Origin of the sequence: Falsiroseomonas tokyonensis, from assembly GCF_019024325.1 — a bacterium.
Classification (GTDB): Bacteria; Pseudomonadota; Alphaproteobacteria; order Acetobacterales; family Acetobacteraceae; genus Falsiroseomonas; species Falsiroseomonas tokyonensis.
This window is the reverse complement of sequence record NZ_JAFNJS010000001.1, coordinates 463,193-480,376: the sequence shown is the minus strand read 5'-3', so window position 1 is coordinate 480,376 and position 17,184 is coordinate 463,193. Positions and strand designations below refer to the sequence as shown.

Genomic DNA, 17,184 nt, shown 5'->3' with positions numbered 1-17,184 from the left:
TTCGCCATGAAGGACGTGAAGGTGCTCGGCCCGGGCTGCAGGCGCTGCGATGCGGCGGTGCAGATGGTGCAGGATGCCGCGGCGCAGGCCGGGGTGCCGGTCACCGTCTCCAAGGTCACGGATTACGCGGCGATCGCCGGCTATGGCATCGCCGCCACCCCTGGCATCGTGGTGGATGGCAAGGTGGTGCATGCGGGCGGGCTGCCGAAGCCCGCCGATCTGGCGCGCTGGCTGGCGGGCTGAGGGTCAGCGCGCCCGGGCGATAAGCCGCTTCGCGCGGTCCACCACCGGCAGGTCGATCATCGCCCCTTCGAAGGCCACCGCGCCCTGTCCTTCCGCGACCGCCTGCGCGAAACAGGCGATCAGGCGGCGGGCGCGGTCCACGGCCTCCGGGCTCGGCCCGTAGATCTCGTTGATGATCGGCACCTGGGCCGGGTGGATGCAGGCGGCGCAGCCGAAGCCCAGCGCGCGGGACCGCCGCAGCGCGGTGCGATAGGCGTCAGGATCGTCGAAGGCGGCGAAGGCACCCAGTGAGCCCATCGGCACGATCCCCGCCCCGCGCGCCGCCAGCAGCGCCAGCATCGCCGGCAGGTACAGGCTGTCGGCGGAGGGCACCGCCTCCATCTCCGTCGCCAGGTCCTCGCCGCCCACGCCGAGCGCCACCACGCGCGGATCGGCGCGGGCGATGTCCGGCAGGCGGGGCAGCGCCTCCGCCGTCTCGACGATGGCGAGGAAGCGCGTGGGTGCGCGGCCGTGCCGGGCCTCGTCGGCGGCGGCGACTTCCGCCAGCAGGCGCACATGCTCCGGCCCCATGACCTTGGGCAGCATCAGCGCGGTGGCGCCGGCGGCGATGGCGGCTTCGATATCCGGCACAGCGAGGTCCAGCGGGCGGTTGACGCGCACGCAGACGGTGGCGCCGCCCTGGCCCACCTGCGCCGCCGCGGCCCCCAGCGCCGCGCGCGCCTCCGCCTTGCGCGCGGGCAGGATGGAATCCTCGAGGTCCAAAATCACCACATCCGCGCCGCGGGTATGCGCCTTGGCGACGAAACGCTCCGCCAGCACCGGCACGAAGAGCAGCGAGCGCCAGCGCGCGGGATGGTCGGTCATGCGCGGTCCTCCGCCGTGGTGACGATCCCCGCCGCGATCATGCCGTCGATCGCCTCCTCCGCCACGCCGAGCTCGCGCAGGATGGCGCGGGAGCTTTCGCCTAGGCGCGGCGCCGGCAGCGCATCCTGTCGCATGCCGCCGCTGAAGCGGTTGGGCGTGGCGGTGCGGCGGATGCGGCCCTCGCTCGGATGATCCTCCGGCACGAAGAAGCCGGTGGCGGCGAGGTGCGGATCCTCCAGCAGGTCGTCCAGGCTGTTATAGGCAGCGGCCGGCACATCCGCCGCGCCAAGGATCACCAGCCATTCCGCCGTCGTCTTCTGGCGCATCGCGGCGGCGCGGATCTTGAGGTACTCGGCCGCATTCGCCGTGCGCGCGGCGGCGGAGAGAAAGCGCGGATCGGTCTTCAGCTCGGGGCGCCCGATCGCGTCGAAGAAGGCGAAGGCCTGGGCGTTGGTGTTCGGCCCCACCGTGATGTAGCCGTCGCTGGTCGGCACCGGCCGATAATCCGGGCTCAGCAGCCGCCCGTCGCCCAGGGGCCCCACCGGTGGATCGAAGGTGCCAGCGCCGAGATGCTCGCTCATGACGAAGGAGGCCATGTTCTCGAACATCGGCACCTCTATTGCCTCGCCCACACCGCTGCGTTCGCGGCGGAACAGGGCGAAGCCGATGCATTGCGCGGCGATCAGCCCGGTGATGTGGTCCGTCATCACCATCGGCACGAAGCGCGGCTCGCCGGTGGCGCGATGGAAGGTGCCGGCGACGCCGGACAGGCTCTGGATGATCGGGTCGTAGGCGGGCCGGTTGAAATAGGGGCCACCGCGGCCGAAGGCGAGGATCGAGCAGTGGATCAGGCGCGGATTGACGGCCCGCAGAGCCTCCCAGCCCAGCCCCGCGCGGTCCAGCGCATTCGGGCGGATATTGCTGACGAAGACATCCGCGGTGCGGATCAGTGCCAGAAGTGCGGCATGGCCCTCGGGGTCCTTGATGTCGAGGCAGAGGGAGCGCTTGTTGCGGTTGAACTGGATGAACTTGCCGGACATGCCGGGATTGCGGCTGCCCTGCGCCATGCTGCGCAGCAGGTCGCCGCCGCCGGGCGATTCCACCTTGATGACCTCCGCCCCCTGGTCGGCCAGGGTGCGGGAGCAGATCGGGCCGACCACGACGGAGGTGAGGTCCACCACCCGCAGGCCCTCCAGCGGACCGCCGCTCATGTGCCGAAGTCCAGTTCCATCTCGGCCGCCAGCGTGCCGTCCGGCGCCGCCGCCCAGGCCGCCATTTTTCTGCCCACCGGCGCGGCGCCGGCCAACGTTACGGTCTGGCCGACAAACAGCGGCCGCCGCAGCCGTGCGGTATAGCCCAGCAGCGGGCCGGGCGCGCGCTTCAGCGCGGCATCGACGATCAGGTGCATGGTGAGCCCGCCATTCTGCACGGTGGCGGGATAGCCTTCCGCATCGCGCGCGTAATCCGCGTCGTAGTGGATGCGGTGGCTGTTCCAGGTGACGGCGGAGTAGCGGAAGACCAGCACGGGATCCAATTCCATCGCATCGGACCAGGCGACCTCCGTGGGCGCCGGAACCGGCGGCGTCGCCGCGCTTTTCGCGCCGGGCGGCACGGCCTCGCGGTACACCGCGTCGAACTCGTCCACCGCCAGTGTCTGGCCCCGTGCCGCAATGGTCTGGCGCATGGTCAGCACCACGATCTGCCCGGTGCGCGCCTGCTTCGGCTCGATCGCCGCCACCTCGATGGTCTTGGTCGCGGCGTCGCCCACCCGCAAGGCGCCGTGCAGACGCGTGCGGCGGCCCGCGCCCATGCGGCGGGGCAGGGGGATCGGCGGCAGGAAGGCGCCCTTGCGGGGGTGGCCATCCGGCCCGATCTCGCTCTGCCGCGCGATATCCGCGAAGAACATCCCGAACCAGTGCGGCGGCAATTCGCTGCCGGGCCCGAAACCGTCGGGATCGAGGTCCAGCATGCCGGCGATGCGGCGCACCGCGGGCAGGGTGATTTCTTCTGCCACCACGCGCGACCGGCCGATCCAGCCGCGCAGCTCTGGCATGGCGGCGGCGACGGCGTCGCTCATTGCGCGGAAAGATTCAGGCGCCGGATCATCGGCACCCAGAGGTTCGCCTGCGCCAGCGCCCGATCTTCCGCCTGTTCCGGCGTATTGGGCGGCGCGGGGTCGGCGCCGACGCGGGCGAAGGCCTCCTGCAATTCGCGCGTGGCCAGGGCCTGGTTCAGCGACTCGTTCAACCGCAGCACCACCTCGCGCGGCGTCTGCGCATGCGCCATCAGGCCGAAGAGGTTCAGCGCCTCGTAGCCCGGCACCACCTCGCCGATCGCCTGCACCTCGGGCCAGTTCGGCGACCGCCGCGGGCTGGTGACGCCGAGCGCGCGGATCGCGGGGTCCGCCTTCACCGGCTCCGCCTCAGGCAGCCCCACCAGCCGCGCCTGCACACGGCCGGCCAGCAGGTCCGTCATGCCCTGGGTGCTCTGCCGATAGGGCACGTGGATCAGCTCGATCCCCGCCTTCTCGCTGAGCAGCTCCATCGACAGATGCGTCGTCGCGCCAATGCCGGAGGAGGCGTAGTTCAGCCGGCCGGGATTCGCCTTCGCATAGGCGATGAATTCCGCAAGGTTGCGCGCCGGCACGCTGGAATGCACCAGCAGGATGTTCGGCGTGGTGGCATAGAGGCCGATGGTCACCAGGTCCCGCGCATGGGCGAAGGGCAGGTTGGGGCGCAGCGCCTCGTTGATCGCCTGGGTGTTCCGCGTGCCGACCAGCAGCGTATAGCCATCGGGCGGCGACCGCACCACCGCCTCCGCCGCCACCACGCCCGCGGCACCCGGGCGGTTGTCCGGCGTCACCGCCTGGCCGAGGTTGCGCGACATGGCATCGGCCACCAGCCGCGCCACCACATCGGTCTGCCCGCCGCCGCCATAGGGGATCATCAGCCGGATCGGCCGGTCCGGCCAGGCGGCGCGGGCCAGGCGCGGGGCCGCCAGCAGGCCGGCGGCGGCGCCCATCAGGGTGCGGCGTTGCAGCATCGGTTTCCTCCATCCCGTTTTGCCGCAGTCTAGACGCGCCGCGCGCCGCGTGGTGCATCGCATATGTGATGTTGTCGGGAGGTCGCCGTGCCGCGCGAAGGCTTCGTGAAATCCGCCCAGCGCACGCTGGAGGTGCTGGAGCTTTTTGCCGGCACGCATCGCGCCGCGACGGTGGCGGAGGTGGCGCGCGACCTCGGCTATCCGCAATCCAGCACCTCCATCCTGCTCGCCGACCTCGCCCGCCTCGGCTACCTGGAACAGGATTCCGAAAGCCGCGCCTATCGGCCGACGCTGCGCGTCATGCTGCTCGGCGGCTGGATGCAGGACCGGCTGCTGGGGGAGGGCAGCCTGCTGCGGCGGATGGAGCGGCTGCGCGCGCGGCATGACGTGACGGTGCTGATCGGCATGCAGGCTGGCGCGCGGGTGCGCTACATCCTGACCCTGCGCCGCCCCGCCGCCGGGCTGCATATGCGCGCCGGCATGACGCGCGCCATCGGCCGCGCCGCGGTGGGCAAGGCGCTGCTGATGCTGAAGACCGATGCCGAGGCGCAGCGCATCTTGCGCCGCGCCAATGCGGAGGAGGCGGAGCCCGCCCGCCGTGTCGATATCGCCGCGGTGATGGCGGATCTGCGCGCCGCCCGGCAGCGCGGCTGGCTGGAAAGCGGTGGCGCCGTGGTGCCGGGCCAGAATGTCATCGCCGTGCCCCTGCCGCCACTGGCGGAGCATCCGCCGCTCGCCCTCGGCCTCGGCACCACCGCCGCGGAAGTGGACCGGCGCCGCGACAGCCTGGTGGCGGCGTTGCGGGAGGTGCAGGCGGCACTGGCGCGGGAAGCGGCGCCGCCCCCGCCGCGCCGGCGCGGTTGACCATGCCCTTCGCGCTGCCATGATGCGCGCAACGACAAAGACCGAGGAACCGCCCATGATCCGCCGCCGCACCCTGCTGGGCGCCGTCGCCGCCGGCGCCGCGCTGCGCGTCGTGCCCGCCCTGGCCGCCTGGCCGGATCGTCCCATCCGCGTCATCGTGCCTTTTGCCGCCGGCGGCAATGCCGATACCATCGCGCGCCTGTTGCAGCCGCGGCTGCAGGAAAGGCTTGGCCAGCCCGTGGTGGTGGAGAATCGCCCGGGCGCCGGCGGCAGCGTCGGCGCCACCGCCGTCGCCCGCGCGCAGCCGGATGGCTATACGCTGCTGATCGGCTCCAACGGCCCGCTCAGCGTGAACCCCGTCGTGCAGGCGCGGCTGCCCTATGACGCGGCGAAGGATTTCGCGCCGGTCGCCATGGCGATGCAGGTGCCGCATTGCCTGGTGGTGCAGCCCAACGCGCCCTATCGCAGCGTGGCGGAACTTGTCGCTGCCTCCCGCGCCCGGCCGGATGCGCTGGGCGTCGGCACCGCCGGCGTCGCCAGCGCCACGCATCTGTCGCTCGAGGCCTTCATCGCCGCCAGCGGCGCGAAGCTGCTGCATGTGCCGTATCGCGGCGGCGGCGCGGCGGTACCGGATTTCATCGCCGGCAATATCCCGCTGCTTTTCACCGAATTCTCCACCGCCCTGCCGCTGCACCGCGCCAATCAGGGACGCATCCTCGCCGTCGCCGCCGCCGCCCGACTGGCGGCGCTGCCGGAGGTGCCGACGATGGACGAGCAGGGCGTGCGCGGCTTCACCGCCGGGTCCTATGTCGGGCTGCTCGCCACCGGCGGCGCCCCGGCCGAGGCGATGGACAAGCTCGGCGCCGCCATGGCCGCCATCGTGCAGGAGCCGGACTTCCAGGCGCGGATGACGGGCATGGGCGGCGAGACCGCGAGCGGCGCGCTGGCCACCCCCGCCGGCTTCGCCGCCTATATCGCGCAGGACCTGGCGCGATCGCGGGAAGCAGCGCAGGTGGCGGGGATCAAGCCGGAATGAGGGAGGAAATCCCGGCCGGCGCCACCGACTGCCACTGCCACATCTTCGGCCCCGCCGCGCGCTTCCCCTATGCCGAGCCGCGCTCCTACACGCCCGAGGACGAGACGCTGGAGGACTACCTGGCGCTGCTCGACCGGCTGGGCCTGGCGCGCGGCGTCATCGTGCAGCCCTCCGCCTATGATCGCGACAATGAATGCACGCTGGATGCGCTGAAGCGCGCGCCGGACCGTCTGCGCGGCGTCGCCGTGGTGGGGGCGGAGGCGACGCCCGCCACGCTGCGCGCCATGCATCGCGACGGCATCCGCGGCCTGCGCGCCAATGAGTACCGCCGCGACGGTGCCGCCGCCTACCACGGCGGCGTGCGGCTGGCGGAGATCGAGCCGCTGATGCCGGTGATGGCGGAACTCGGCTGGCACCTGCAGCTGTGGATCGACGCCCGCCACCTGCCGGAGCTGGAGCCGCGCCTGGCCGAGCTGCCGGTGCCCATCGTGGTCGACCATATGGGCCGCATGCATCACAGCCACGGCGTGGCCGATCCCGGCTTCCAGGCGCTGCGCCGTGGCGTGGCGGAGGGCCGCTACCTGGCCAAGCTCTCCGGTACCTACCGCCTCGGCGCGCTCGGCCCCGACTACGCCGAGGCAAAACCCTTCCACGATGCGCTGGTCGCCGCCAATCCGGATGCGCTGGTCTGGGGCACGGACTGGCCGCACCCGCGCCCGGATGGCGGCCGCCCCGATGCGGCGCGGCTGCTGCAGGTCTTCCTGGACTGGACGCCCGAGCCGGCGCTGCGGCGCCGCATCCTCACGGAGACGCCGGCGCGGCTCTACGACTTCCCCGCCACCGCGGATTAGTCCGGCGGCTGCGCCTGGTCGTCCAGCGGCACCTGCATCTCGCAGACCAGGCCGCCGGGCTGCCAGTCCAGCGCGACTTGGCCCTGCAGCTGGCCGCGCAGCGTGCCGGCCAGCACGCGAGACCCGAAGCCGTTGCGGCGCGGCGGCCCGGTCACCGGTGGCCCGCCCGTCTCCATCCAGCACAGATGCAGCCGCGGCCCCGGCTCCAACTGCCAGCGGATCGTCAGCCGCCCGCCGGGACGGGACAGCGCGCCGTATTTGGCGGCGTTGGTGGTCAGTTCATGCAGTGCCATGGCGAGCGGCTGCGCCTGGGTCGGCGGCAGCATCAGGTCCTGCCCTTCCAGCTTCACCCGCGGCGCGGCGCCGGGCTCCTCCAGGAAGGCGGCCAGCTCGTGCCGCAGCAGGGCGCGCAGGTCGGCGCCGGACCAATGCTCGGCGGCCAGCAGCGTATGGGCGCGGGCCAGCGCGGCGATGCGGCCCTCGATGGCCTTCACATAGGCGCCCGGATCGTGCCGTGGCGTCAGGCGCAGCGCCGCCTGCACCACCGCCAGCACATTCTTCGCCCGGTGGTCCACCTCCCGCGTCAGCAGGATCTGGCGCTCCTCCGTCTGCCGGCGCTCGGTTACGTCCATGACCAGCAGGGCGAAGCGCCCGGGCTCCGGGCGGTAGACATGCAGTTCGAACCAGCGGCCCGGCCGCGTCGCATGGTCCAGCACCCGCGCCGGCTGGCCGCTCTCCACCACGCCGGCGCAGATGGCGAGCCAGGGCGGCTCCACCCCCGGCAGCACGGCGCGCGCGGTCTTCCCGAGCGCCTTGGCCCGGGAGATCCCGGTCAGCCGCTCGAAGGCCGGGTTGAGCTCGACCAGGCGGTAGTCCCAGGCCCGGCCCTCGGCGTCGCGCACCACCTCGCAAAGCGCAAAACCCTCATGCATCCGCTCGAACAGGCCGCGCCAATGCGCCTCGCTGGCCCGCGCTGCCGCCGCATCCGCCTCCCGCCCCAGCAGATGGGTGCGCAGCTGGCGCTGGCGCAGCCGGGCCCGCAGGGCGGATCGCACGGCGCCGACCAGGGACAGCGCGTTCAGCGGCCTTTCGATGAAGACAGCGTTGCCCAGCCTCTCGGGCAGGCGCAGGGCCGCTATCGCGGTGCGGCCGGCGATGCCGCCCCGGGTCAGGACGATGAAGGGCAGGTCCGACCAGGGCGGCTGCGCCGCGAGATCGGCGCCCAGCGCCTCCAGCGCCGGATGCGACAGCGCCTCGTCGGCCACCAGCACCGCGCCCGCCGTCTCGTCCATGGCCCTGCGCAGCCCGGCGATATCGGGCACCGCGCGGCAGTCGATGCCGTCGCGCCGCAGCAGCGCCGCCGCCGTCACGGCATCCCTGCCGGAGGGCGCAAGGATCAGCAGCGGGCCGACATGCTCCGACAGCGTGTCAGCCATCCGTCGCCGAACGCTCGGACAGCAGCGGCGCCACCTGGCCGGAATAGGTGGGCGTGCCGCTGAGCACGCCGTGGAAGGAGGTCAGCGTCTCACCCACCTGCAGGCCATCGGCCGAGATGCGCAGCTCCCGGATACTGTCCTCATGCGGGCCGCCGCGGTTCTTGATGACGGAGACCGCCTTGCGCACGCGCCCGCCGGCCTCGAAGAACCGCAGCAGCAGGATGGCGTCCGACAGGTAGCTGACATCGATGTGGCTCTGCATGCTGCCGAGCAGCCCGCTCTGCGGATTGGTCAGCAGCGTCAGCACGCCGCGCTGGTTCAGGAAGGACAGCAGCTCATGCAGCTGCAGCAGCACCTGGTTCTCCTCCGGCATGGCGGCCAGGTAGCCGCTCAGGCTGTCGATCACCACGACGCGAACGCCGTCCGTCGCCGCATCCGCGCGCAGCATGCTGGTGAATTCGCCCGGCGAGACCTCCACCGGGTCGAATTGCCGCAGCGTCACGCGGCCGTCGGCGATATGCGCCTCCATGTCCAGGCCCAGCCGGGCGAGGCGCGTCAGCAGCGTGCCGGCGCGCTCGTCGAACTGGTAGATGGCGCAGCGCTCGCCGCGCAGCGCCGCGGCATGGACCCACTGCATGGCGAGCGTGGACTTGCCGGAGCCGGCTGGCCCGCTCAGCAGCAGGCAGGTGCCCCGCAGGGGGCCGCCGCCGAGCAGCTGGTCCAGCTCCTCGACGCCGCTCGGCACCACCTCGCCCAGGAAGGCCGCGTGATGCTCGGCGGCGACCAGGCGTGGAAAGATCTCGAGGCCGCCGCGGCGGATGACGTAGTCGTGCCAGCCCTCGCGGTAGCGCGCGCCGCGCATCTTCGCGACTTCCAGGCGGCGGCGGGTGCCGCCGTAGTCCAGCGTCCGCCGCTCCAGCGTGATGACGCCGTGGCACAGGCTGTGCAGCTGCCGGTCCGGCACGCCGCTGCTGCCGGCCATGTCGTCCACCAGCAGCACGGTCACGCCGCGCTGCGCGAAGAACTGCTTCAGCGCCAGCACCTGCCGCCGGAAGCGCAGCCCGTCCTGCGCCAGCAGCCGCATCTCCGACAGGCTGTCGAAGACCACGCGCATGGCGCCGGTGCGCTGGACCTCCGCGGTGATCAGCCCGACCGTCTCGCCCAGCTCGATCTCCCAGGGATGCAGCAGGGTGGTCTCGCGCTCCTGTCCCAGCGCCGCCTCGGCGGCCACCAGCTCGAACAGCGCGATGCCGCCGAGGTCCCAGCCATGTGAGGCGGCGACGGCGTGAAGCTCCTCCGTCGTCTCGGAGAGGGTGATGTAGAGGCCGGGCTCCCCCAGCCGCTGTCCCTCCAGCAGGAAGCGCAGCGCGAGGGTGGTCTTGCCGGAGCCTGGCGCACCCTCGATCAGATAGAGCCGGTTCGGCGTCAGCCCGCCATCCAGCACCTCATCCAGGCCCAGTACACCCGTCGGGACGCGCGACGGGGTGGTCATCGGCCACCTCGCACGCCCTGGGGGGCGCCCTGGGCCGCGCCCTGGGGCGCACCCTGGGGCGATGGCTGCCGGCGGGTGGGAAGCCGCTCCGCATCCGCGCGCAATGGCAGGATCAGGCGGCGCATGGATCTTCTGCTGGTCATGGCAGAGGCTAACGCCGATCGTTGCGATTGGTGGCACGGCGTCGCCGGCTTTCCGGACGTCACCGAACAAGTTTCGTTCAGATTGGTTGCTCCCGCGGCCTGGCGCGGGGCTTCAGGGCGCCGCCTGTGCCTCCTGCCACAGCAGTTCCGTCAGCGCCGCGGCCGGCAGGGCGCGGCTCAGCGGCGCGCCCTGGCCGGCCCAATGCGCGCCGAAGCCGGCCTCGCCGCGGGCCTTGGCCGCGGCGGCCAGCGCCTTTCCGGCGTCATAGGCAATGGGATAGTCGGGCACGGCCGGCGGGGCGGTGGCGCCCCAGGCGGTGAAGCGGTTGGCCAGGCAGCGGGCGGGGCGGCCGGAGATCGCCGGGGTCATCACGGTATGCGCCCCGCCCGGGCCCCGCAGCCCCTCCCGATGCGCGAGATCGGCGCTGCTTTCCGGGCAGGCGATGAAGGCGGTGCCGAGCTGGGCCGCCATCGCCCCCAGGGCCAGGGCGGCGCGGATGCCGGCCCCGTCCATGATGCCGCCGGCCGCGATCACCGGCGCGCGGCCCCGTGCTGCCAGCAGGCGGACCAGCGCCAGCGTGCCGAGCCGGTCGTCCGGCGCTCCCGGGTCGAAGACACCGCGATGCCCGCCGGCCTCCCAGCCCTGGGCGACCACGGCATCGATCCCCGCGGCCTCGATCGCGCGCGCCTCGGCCAGGCTGGTCGCGGTGGCCAGCAGGACGCACCCGGCCTGCCGCAGCGCCGCGATCCGGTCCGTCGAAGGCAGGCCGAAATGGAAGCTGACCACCGGCGGCGGCGCCTCCAGCAGCACGGCCAGCATGTCCTCGTCCTCGGCGAAGCTCCGGTAGATGGTGCGGAGCGCGGCGGGCGGCTCCGCCCCCTGCTCGGCAAAAAGCGGCCGCAGCGCCGCCAGCCAGGCGGCCTCCCGCGCCGGGTCGGGCCTGGCCGGGGCATGGACGAAGAGATTGACGTTGAAGGCGCGCCGCGTGCGGTCGCGCGTCGACTGGATCATTGCGCGGGCGCCGGCGGCGTCGGTGGCGCCGAGGCCGAGCGAGCCCAGCCCGCCGGCATTCGAGACCGCCGCGGCGAGTTCCGGGGTGGAGACGCCGGCCATCGGCGCCTGGATGATCGGGATGGTAACGCCCAGGCGGTCGAGCATGCGGTGGCCTCCCTCTGGCCCCGCATCCTGCACCGGGGCGCGCCGAGGCGCAGCCCCCCTTAGCCGGGCTGCGCCGCCATGGCGCGGAGGATGGCCTCCGGCGTGATCGGGAACTGCCGGACCCGGGCGCCGGTGGCATGCCAGACCGCATTGGCGATGGCGCCGGCGGTGCCGGTGATGCCGATCTCGCCCACGCCCTTCACGCCCAGCGCATTCACATGGCGATCCTCTTCCTCGACCAGGATCGCCTCGACCGAGGGAATGTCCGCATTCACGGGCACATGATAGCCGGCCAGATCGGCATTCATCACCCGGCCGCTGCGCGGATCCATCACCGCGCCCTCCTGCAGGGCGAAGGACAGGCCCCAGATCATGCCGCCCTGGTACTGGCTCTGCACCAGGCGCGGATTGATGATCCGGCCGGCGGCGAAGGCGCCGACCAGGCGGGTGACGCGAACCTGGCCGAGATCGGGGTCCACCTTCACCTCGGCGAAGACCGCGCCATGGGAATGCATGGCGTAGCGTTCCGCCGCCGCGGGATCGGGCGCGGCGCTGCCGCGCCCCTCCACCTGCTCCAGCCCGGCGCGGGCCAGGATCTCGGCATAGTCCTCGCCGCGGCTGGGATCGTCCCAGCGCACCAGCCGGCCACCGCGCGGCACCACGCCAATATTGCCAGCGCCGAACAGCGGGGATCGCGGATCCGTCACCGCCAGCTCCGTCAGCCGCGCGATCGCCGCCTCCCCCGCCGCCTGCATGGCGCTGCCCGCCGTCGCGGTATGGGCGGAGCCGCCGGCGATGCCGGCATTGGGCAGGTCGGACCGGCCGGCACGCAGCTCCAGCCTTTCCAGATCGAGGCCGAGGCTCTCCGCCGCGATCTGGGCGAAGGCGGTCCAGGCGCCCTGGCCCATCTCATGCGTGCCGGCTTCCATCAGCCCGCTGCCGTCGCGGCGCAGCACGGCGCGCGCCTCCGCCTGGAACATCAGCGCCGGGAAGGTGGCGGTGCCCATGCCCCAGCCCAGCAGCAGCCCGTCCGCATCCCGCATCTGGCGCGGCGCCAGCTTCCGGCCTTCCCAGCCGAAGCGCGCGGCACCTTCCGCATAGCATTCACGCAGCGCCTTGGAGGAGAAGGGTTTGCCCGAGATTGGCTCGACTTCGGCGTAGTTGCGCAGGCGGAAGGCCAGCGGATCCATGCCGCAGGCCTCCGCCATCTCATCGATCGCGCATTCCAGGGCGAGGCTGCCGCTGGCCTCGCCCGGCGCACGCATGAAGCCGGGCGTGCCCGTATCCAGCCGCACCGCATCGGTGGTGGTGACGATGGCCGGCGCGGCATAGAGGGTATGGGAGGCATTGGCGGCCGGTTCGATGAAGTCATCGAAGCGGCTGGTCGCCGTGCGCGCATGGTGATGCAGGGCCAGCAGCGCGCCATCCGGCGCGGCGCCCAGCCGCAGCCTCTGCCGCGTCGGCGCGCGATGCGTCACGGGGCCGTACATCTGCGCCCGCGTCAGCACCAGCTTCACCGGCCGCCCGACCAGCCGTGCGGCGAGGATGCCCAGCACCTGCGGCCCGGCCAGCAGCTTGGAGCCGAAGCCGCCGCCGATGAAGGGGCTGCGGATGACGATGTTTTCCACCGGAATGCCGAACAGCCCGGCCAGCCGCATCTGGGTCAGCGCGAAGCCCTGGGTCGGCATGTCGAGCGAGAGCCTGTCGCCATCCCACGCGGCCACCACCGCATGCGGCTCCATCGCATTGTGGAACTGCTGCGGCGTTTCATAGACCGCCTCGATCCGGTGCGCCGCGCCTTGCAGCCCGGCCTCGGCATCGCCGTGCCGCAGCTCGGCCGGTCCGCCCACACCGATGGCCTCCGGCACATAGCTGCTGGTTGCGTCCAGCGTCACCTCCACCGGCTCCGCCGCATAGCGCGGGGCGAGCAGGGCGGCGCCTTCGGTCGCGGCCTCCAGCGTCTCGGCGATCACCACCGCGATGGGCTGGCCGGCGTAGCGCACGCGGTCGTCCTGCAGCAGATCCATATTGAAGGAGAAGGGTGCGGACTTGTCGTCCGGGTGCTGCGCCAGCGCCGGCCGGTTGCCGGGCAGCATCACCTGCACCACGCCGGGATGCGCACGCGCCGCGGCCTCGTCCAGGAAGGTGACGCGGCCGCGGGCGATGCTGCTGGTGGCGAGCACCGCATGCAGCAGGCCCTGCGGGTGGTTGTCCGCGGCGAAGCGCGCCTGGCCGGTGACCTTCAGCGGGCCGTCGCGGCGGGTGATCGGCTGGCCGATGCTGGAGCCATGCCGGATGCGTTGGGTTTCAGACATGCAGACCTCCGGGGAGGGGGGCGAAGGGAGAGGCCGGCAGGGCCGGCAGCCGGTCCGGCGTGCCGGCGGCGGCCAGCGTCAGCGCGCGCAGCGCGATGCGCCGCGCCAGCTCGATCTTGAATTCGTTGTCGCCGGAGGGGCGCGCCCCCTCCAGCGCCAGCGCCGCGGCGCGGTGGAAGGCCTCGGCACCGGGCGTCGCGCCGCGCAGCGAGGCCTCCGCTTCCTCCGCGCGCCAGGGTCGGGCGGCGACGCCGCCCAGCGCCAGCCGCGCCTCCTGGATCCGGCCATCGACGATGCGCAGCGCCGCGGCGGCGGAGACCACGGCGAAGGCGAAGGAGGTGCGCTCGCGCAGCTTCACGTAGCGCGCATGGCGCGCGAAGCCAGCGGCGGCTGGCGGCAGGCGCAGCGCCGTCACCAGCTCCCCCTGGCCCAGCGCCGTCTCACGTTCGGGCGTGTTGCCGGGCAGCAGGTGGAAGTCCGTCAGCGCCACCTCCCGCCGCCCCGCCGGGCCCTCGATCTCCACCATGGCGCCGAGGGCTGCGAGCGGCACGCAGAAGTCGGAGGGGTGCGTCGCGATGCAATCCTCGCTCCAGCCCAGCACGGCATGCTGGCGGGTGTCGCCGCCGCGCGCATCGCAGCCGCTGCCCGGCGCCCGCCGATTGCAGGCGCTGGCGGGGTCCTGAAAATAGGCGCAGCGCGTGCGCTGTATCAGGTTGCCGCCCACGGTCGCCACGTTGCGCAGCTGGGCGGAGGCACCGGAGAGCAGCGCCTCCGCCACGATCGGGAAGCGCTGGCGGAAATCCGGGTCGTGCGCCAACTCGGCATTGCGCAGCTGCGCGCCGATGCGCACGGCGCCATCCGGCAGTTGCTCGATGATGTCGAGATCCGGCAGGTCCTTCAGGTCGATCAGCCGCTGCGGCCGGGCGACGCCGATCTTCATCAGGTCGAGCAGATTGGTGCCGGCGGCGAGGAAGGCGCTGCCGGGCACCGCGGCGGCCGCCACCGCCTCCGCCACGCTTTGCGGGCGCAGATATTCGAAGCGATTCATGCCGCCTTCTCCTTGGTCATGCTGCGCGTGGCGGCGACCACCGCCTCCGTGATTCCGCGATAGGCGCCGCAGCGGCAGAGATTGCCGCTCATGCCCTCCCGCACCCTTTCGGCATCGCTGCCGGCCTGGCCTTCACTGATCAGGCCGATGGCGCTCATGATCTGGCCGGGCGTGCAGAAGCCGCATTGGAAGGCGTCATGGGCGATGAAGGCGGCCTGCACCGGGTGCAGCGCCGCGCCATCCGCCAGGCCCTCGATGGTCAGGATCTCCGCCCCGTCATGGCTGAGGGCCAGCGCCAAGCAGGCATTCACGCGGCGGCCGTTCAGCAGGATGGTGCAGGCGCCGCACTGGCCGCGGTCGCAGCCCTTCTTGGTGCCGGTGAGCTGCAGCCTTTCGCGCAGCAGGTCGAGCAGGGTGACGCGCGGATCGTCCAGCAGGACCCGGTGCTGGACACGGTTCACGGTAAGAGTGACCGACAAGCTCATGCGGAGCCTCCGATGCAGGGGATACGGGGGTAGGCCGGCCGGCGGGGGATCCCTAGTTTGCCGGGGCGGGCGGTGGGCGGCTGCATTGGGCTTGCCTTCCACCGCCGTTGCGGCGTCATATGCGGAGGGGCCCTCCGCTTGCAAGTAGAAAACGGAGCGATGCTCCGTTTCGTGAAGGGAGAGCCTGTCCGCCGATGACCGAGGATGCCGCCAGCGCCGCGCGCAAGCCGCGCGCCGATTCCATCCGCAACCGGGAGCGGGTGCTGGAAGCGGCGAAGACCGTGTTCAGCCAGGGCGGGACGGAGGTGGGCCTGGCCGCGGTGGCACGACAGGCCGGCGTCGGCATCGGCACCCTCTATCGCCACTTCCCGACGCGGGAGGCGCTGTACGAGGCGGTCTATCGCCGCGAGGTGGAGCAGCTGGCCGAGCTCGCCACCCGCCTGGCGGCGGAACAGGACCGGCTGGAGGGCCTGCGCCGGCTCATGCAGGCGCTGGTCCAGCTGGTGGCCACCAAGAAGGGCATGGGCGCCGCCCTGGCCATGGCGGCGCATAAGCCGCCGGAGCTGATGGCCTTCACAACGCGCCGGCTGCAGGAGGCGATCGGCCTGCTGCTGCATCCGGCGGCGGAGGCCGGCGAGGCCCGGGCCGATATCACCGCCGAGGATGTGCTGCGCACGGTGGTCGGCCTCTGCTACCTGCAGGAAGGGCCGGACTGGCAGCAGCGGGCGCTGCGGCTGCTCGACGTCTTCCTGGACGGGCTGCGGCGCGGCGATCCGCCGGCGCCGTGAACCCCTGCCTCACCGCCCGCTGGTCGAGTCCCCGGGCTGGCGCCGCAGGACCATGCCGCCGTGATGCAGCGTGTCCGGGTCGACGAAGTCGCCATCGGCGGTGAAGCCGGTATCGTCCCAGTATTCGATGTGGGTGCCGGTCACCTCGTAGCGGCCGAGATAGGCACGCTCCCGCCGGCCACGCGCCTCGACATAGCGGCCATTGGGCAGCAGTTCGTGGCGCACATGGCCGTCATCGGTCACCCAGAGGCCGACATAGGGATGATTCGGTTGCATGCTGGTCTCCTCGGCATGAAGGGATGGGCCCAGAAGGGCCAGGGTCATCAGAAGGGCGAGGGCACGCCTGCCCGGGTTCAGCCGCGGCATGGCACGCTCGCCCCGCCATGGATCAGCTGCTGCACCAGCGGGCGCTGGACGAAGCGGGCCGGGAAAATCGGCTCCGGCGCGCTGATCCGGTCCAGCCGGTCCAGCTGCTCCGCCGAAAGATCCACCGCCAGCGCCGCCAGGTTCTGCTCCGCCTGGGCCAGGGTGCGGGCGCCCATGATGGGCGAGACGACGGCGGGGTTCGCCAGCGTCCAGGCCAGCGCGACCTGGGCGGGCAGGGCGCCCACCTCCTCCGCCACCGCGCGCACCTCCGCGGCGATGGCGATGGCCCGCGCATTGAGATGGCCCGAGGCGGCGATGACGCCGCGGCGGCTCGAGGAGACCGCCGCCTCCCGCGAATCCTCCAGATCCGCCGCGCTGTACTTGCCCGTCAGCAGCCCGCCGCCCAGCGGCGACCAGGGCAGCACGCCGAGGCCGAGCGCTTGCGCCATCGGCATCAGCTCATGCTCCACGCTGCGCTCGACCAGGCTGTACTCGATCTGCAGCGCGACGAAGGGGCTCCAGCCGCGCAGCCCGGCCAGCGTCTGCATCTCCGCCACGCGCCAGGCCGGCGTGTTGCAGATGCCGGGGTAGAGGATCTTGCCGGCGCGGACGAGGTCATCCAGGCCGCGCATCACCTCCTCCGGCCGCGTCGTCATGTCCCAGGCATGTAGATACAGCAGGTCGATGCGATCCGTGCCGAGCTGGCGCAGGCTCTGCTCCACGGAGCGGACCAGGTTCAGGCGATGGTTGCCGCCCGAATTCGGATTGCCCGGATCGCGCGCCATGGTGAACTTCGTGGCCAGCACGATCCGCTCGCGCTTCTCGCCGATGAATTCGCCAAGCAGCCGCTCCGCCGCGCCATTGGTGTAGTTCACCGCGGTGTCGACGAAGTTGCCGCCACGGTCGAGGTAGAGATCGAAGATGCGCCGGGCCTCGCCGCCATCGGCGCCCCAGCCCCAGTCCGATCCGAAGGTCATGGTGCCGAGGCTGAGCGGGGAGACGCGCAGCCCGGACGATCCCAGAAGCCTGTAGCTGTCGAGCATCATGGTGTC

At 72.4% G+C, this 17,184-nt stretch carries 17 protein-coding genes; 5 read left to right on the top strand and 12 right to left on the bottom strand.

Annotated features, from left to right (window positions below):
- The first annotated feature begins 6 nt into the window (after positions 1-6).
- Positions 7-243 carry a thioredoxin family protein gene (locus J3S20_RS02260; RefSeq protein WP_216834218.1) on the top strand — a complete coding sequence of 79 codons (237 nt, stop codon included), beginning with the start codon at positions 7-9 and terminating at the stop codon, positions 241-243.
- Between the two features lie 3 nt (positions 244-246).
- Here J3S20_RS02260 and J3S20_RS02255 read toward each other — a convergent pair whose 3' ends face one another.
- Genes J3S20_RS02255 through J3S20_RS02240 form a run of 4 tightly spaced genes read right to left on the bottom strand, consistent with a single transcriptional unit; the run spans position 247 to position 4,149 of the window.
- A complete protein-coding gene (locus J3S20_RS02255) occupies positions 247-1,107 on the bottom strand; it encodes an HpcH/HpaI aldolase/citrate lyase family protein (RefSeq protein WP_216834216.1) in 861 nt (286 codons plus the stop codon).
- A complete protein-coding gene (locus J3S20_RS02250; protein ID WP_216834214.1) occupies positions 1,104-2,318 on the bottom strand; it encodes a CaiB/BaiF CoA transferase family protein in 1,215 nt (404 codons plus the stop codon). Before J3S20_RS02250 ends, J3S20_RS02255 begins: the two co-directional genes overlap by 4 nt.
- Complete coding sequence (locus tag J3S20_RS02245; RefSeq protein ID WP_216834211.1) at positions 2,315-3,184, bottom strand: FAS1-like dehydratase domain-containing protein; 870 nt, start codon at positions 3,182-3,184, stop codon at positions 2,315-2,317. The genes J3S20_RS02250 and J3S20_RS02245 overlap by 4 nt, the downstream gene beginning before the upstream one ends.
- Positions 3,181-4,149 (bottom strand): Bug family tripartite tricarboxylate transporter substrate binding protein, encoded by a 969-nt coding sequence (locus J3S20_RS02240; protein ID WP_216834209.1) that lies wholly within the window; start codon positions 4,147-4,149, stop codon positions 3,181-3,183. The genes J3S20_RS02245 and J3S20_RS02240 overlap by 4 nt, the downstream gene beginning before the upstream one ends.
- Before the next feature lie 87 nt (positions 4,150-4,236).
- On the opposite strand from J3S20_RS02240, the gene J3S20_RS31045 reads away from it, so the two are divergent.
- The 3 genes from J3S20_RS31045 to J3S20_RS02225 are packed head-to-tail and all read left to right on the top strand — an operon-like array spanning position 4,237 to position 6,900.
- On the top strand, positions 4,237-5,013 hold the full coding sequence (locus tag J3S20_RS31045) for an IclR family transcriptional regulator (protein WP_216834207.1): 777 nt from the start codon (positions 4,237-4,239) through the stop codon (positions 5,011-5,013).
- A 55-nt stretch (positions 5,014-5,068) separates the two neighbouring features.
- On the top strand, positions 5,069-6,049 hold the full coding sequence (locus J3S20_RS02230; protein ID WP_216834205.1) for a Bug family tripartite tricarboxylate transporter substrate binding protein: 981 nt from the start codon (positions 5,069-5,071) through the stop codon (positions 6,047-6,049).
- Positions 6,046-6,900 carry an amidohydrolase family protein gene (locus tag J3S20_RS02225; protein WP_216834203.1) on the top strand — a complete coding sequence of 285 codons (855 nt, stop codon included), beginning with the start codon at positions 6,046-6,048 and terminating at the stop codon, positions 6,898-6,900. The genes J3S20_RS02230 and J3S20_RS02225 overlap by 4 nt, the downstream gene beginning before the upstream one ends.
- On the opposite strand, the gene J3S20_RS02220 is transcribed toward J3S20_RS02225, so the two are convergent.
- The 6 genes from J3S20_RS02220 to J3S20_RS02195 all read right to left on the bottom strand — a co-directional run bounded on the left by J3S20_RS02220 (position 6,897) and on the right by J3S20_RS02195 (position 14,978).
- Positions 6,897-8,336, bottom strand: coding sequence for an HWE histidine kinase domain-containing protein (locus tag J3S20_RS02220; protein ID WP_216834201.1), 1,440 nt, complete (start codon positions 8,334-8,336; stop codon positions 6,897-6,899). The two genes, J3S20_RS02225 and J3S20_RS02220, sit on opposite strands and share 4 nt — an antisense overlap.
- On the bottom strand, positions 8,329-9,828 hold the full coding sequence (locus J3S20_RS02215; protein WP_216834199.1) for an ATPase domain-containing protein: 1,500 nt from the start codon (positions 9,826-9,828) through the stop codon (positions 8,329-8,331). The genes J3S20_RS02220 and J3S20_RS02215 overlap by 8 nt, the downstream gene beginning before the upstream one ends.
- A 255-nt stretch (positions 9,829-10,083) precedes the next feature.
- Positions 10,084-11,130, bottom strand: coding sequence for an NAD(P)H-dependent flavin oxidoreductase (locus J3S20_RS02210; RefSeq protein ID WP_216834197.1), 1,047 nt, complete (start codon positions 11,128-11,130; stop codon positions 10,084-10,086).
- 59 nt (positions 11,131-11,189) lie between these two features.
- Complete coding sequence (locus J3S20_RS02205) at positions 11,190-13,445, bottom strand: xanthine dehydrogenase family protein molybdopterin-binding subunit (protein WP_216834195.1); 2,256 nt, start codon at positions 13,443-13,445, stop codon at positions 11,190-11,192.
- A complete protein-coding gene (locus J3S20_RS02200; RefSeq protein WP_216834193.1) occupies positions 13,438-14,493 on the bottom strand; it encodes an FAD binding domain-containing protein in 1,056 nt (351 codons plus the stop codon). Before J3S20_RS02200 ends, J3S20_RS02205 begins: the two co-directional genes overlap by 8 nt.
- Entirely contained in the window at positions 14,490-14,978 is a 489-nt protein-coding gene (locus J3S20_RS02195) for a (2Fe-2S)-binding protein (protein WP_216834191.1), read from the bottom strand. The genes J3S20_RS02200 and J3S20_RS02195 overlap by 4 nt, the downstream gene beginning before the upstream one ends.
- A gap of 194 nt (positions 14,979-15,172) precedes the next feature.
- On the opposite strand from J3S20_RS02195, the gene J3S20_RS02190 reads away from it, so the two are divergent.
- Positions 15,173-15,766 (top strand): TetR/AcrR family transcriptional regulator, encoded by a 594-nt coding sequence (locus J3S20_RS02190; protein WP_216834190.1) that lies wholly within the window; start codon positions 15,173-15,175, stop codon positions 15,764-15,766.
- A 9-nt stretch (positions 15,767-15,775) separates the two neighbouring features.
- Here the strand turns inward: J3S20_RS02190 and J3S20_RS02185 are convergent, their stop codons facing one another.
- Positions 15,776-16,042, bottom strand: a complete 267-nt coding sequence (locus J3S20_RS02185) for an Atu4866 domain-containing protein (protein ID WP_246602234.1) — start codon at positions 16,040-16,042, stop codon at positions 15,776-15,778.
- 77 nt (positions 16,043-16,119) lie between these two features.
- A complete protein-coding gene (locus tag J3S20_RS02180) occupies positions 16,120-17,178 on the bottom strand; it encodes an aldo/keto reductase (protein WP_216834186.1) in 1,059 nt (352 codons plus the stop codon).
- Positions 17,179-17,184 lie beyond the last annotated feature (6 nt).

Coding starts and splice junctions, on each gene's coding strand:
- J3S20_RS02190 (WP_216834190.1), top strand. CDS start 15,173: ATGACCGAGGATGCCGCCAGCGCCGCGCGCAAGCCGCGCGCCGATTCC.
- J3S20_RS02200 (WP_216834193.1), bottom strand. CDS start 14,493: ATGAATCGCTTCGAATATCTGCGCCCGCAAAGCGTGGCGGAGGCGGTG.
- J3S20_RS02195 (WP_216834191.1), bottom strand. CDS start 14,978: ATGAGCTTGTCGGTCACTCTTACCGTGAACCGTGTCCAGCACCGGGTC.
- J3S20_RS02245 (WP_216834211.1), bottom strand. CDS start 3,184: ATGAGCGACGCCGTCGCCGCCGCCATGCCAGAGCTGCGCGGCTGGATC.
- J3S20_RS02260 (WP_216834218.1), top strand. CDS start 7: ATGAAGGACGTGAAGGTGCTCGGCCCGGGCTGCAGGCGCTGCGATGCG.
- J3S20_RS02240 (WP_216834209.1), bottom strand. CDS start 4,149: ATGCTGCAACGCCGCACCCTGATGGGCGCCGCCGCCGGCCTGCTGGCG.
- J3S20_RS02255 (WP_216834216.1), bottom strand. CDS start 1,107: ATGACCGACCATCCCGCGCGCTGGCGCTCGCTGCTCTTCGTGCCGGTG.
- J3S20_RS02210 (WP_216834197.1), bottom strand. CDS start 11,130: ATGCTCGACCGCCTGGGCGTTACCATCCCGATCATCCAGGCGCCGATG.
- J3S20_RS02230 (WP_216834205.1), top strand. CDS start 5,069: ATGATCCGCCGCCGCACCCTGCTGGGCGCCGTCGCCGCCGGCGCCGCG.
- J3S20_RS02205 (WP_216834195.1), bottom strand. CDS start 13,445: ATGTCTGAAACCCAACGCATCCGGCATGGCTCCAGCATCGGCCAGCCG.
- J3S20_RS02225 (WP_216834203.1), top strand. CDS start 6,046: ATGAGGGAGGAAATCCCGGCCGGCGCCACCGACTGCCACTGCCACATC.
- J3S20_RS02185 (WP_246602234.1), bottom strand. CDS start 16,042: ATGCAACCGAATCATCCCTATGTCGGCCTCTGGGTGACCGATGACGGC.
- J3S20_RS02250 (WP_216834214.1), bottom strand. CDS start 2,318: ATGAGCGGCGGTCCGCTGGAGGGCCTGCGGGTGGTGGACCTCACCTCC.
- J3S20_RS02180 (WP_216834186.1), bottom strand. CDS start 17,178: ATGATGCTCGACAGCTACAGGCTTCTGGGATCGTCCGGGCTGCGCGTC.
- J3S20_RS02220 (WP_216834201.1), bottom strand. CDS start 8,336: ATGGCTGACACGCTGTCGGAGCATGTCGGCCCGCTGCTGATCCTTGCG.
- J3S20_RS02215 (WP_216834199.1), bottom strand. CDS start 9,828: ATGACCACCCCGTCGCGCGTCCCGACGGGTGTACTGGGCCTGGATGAG.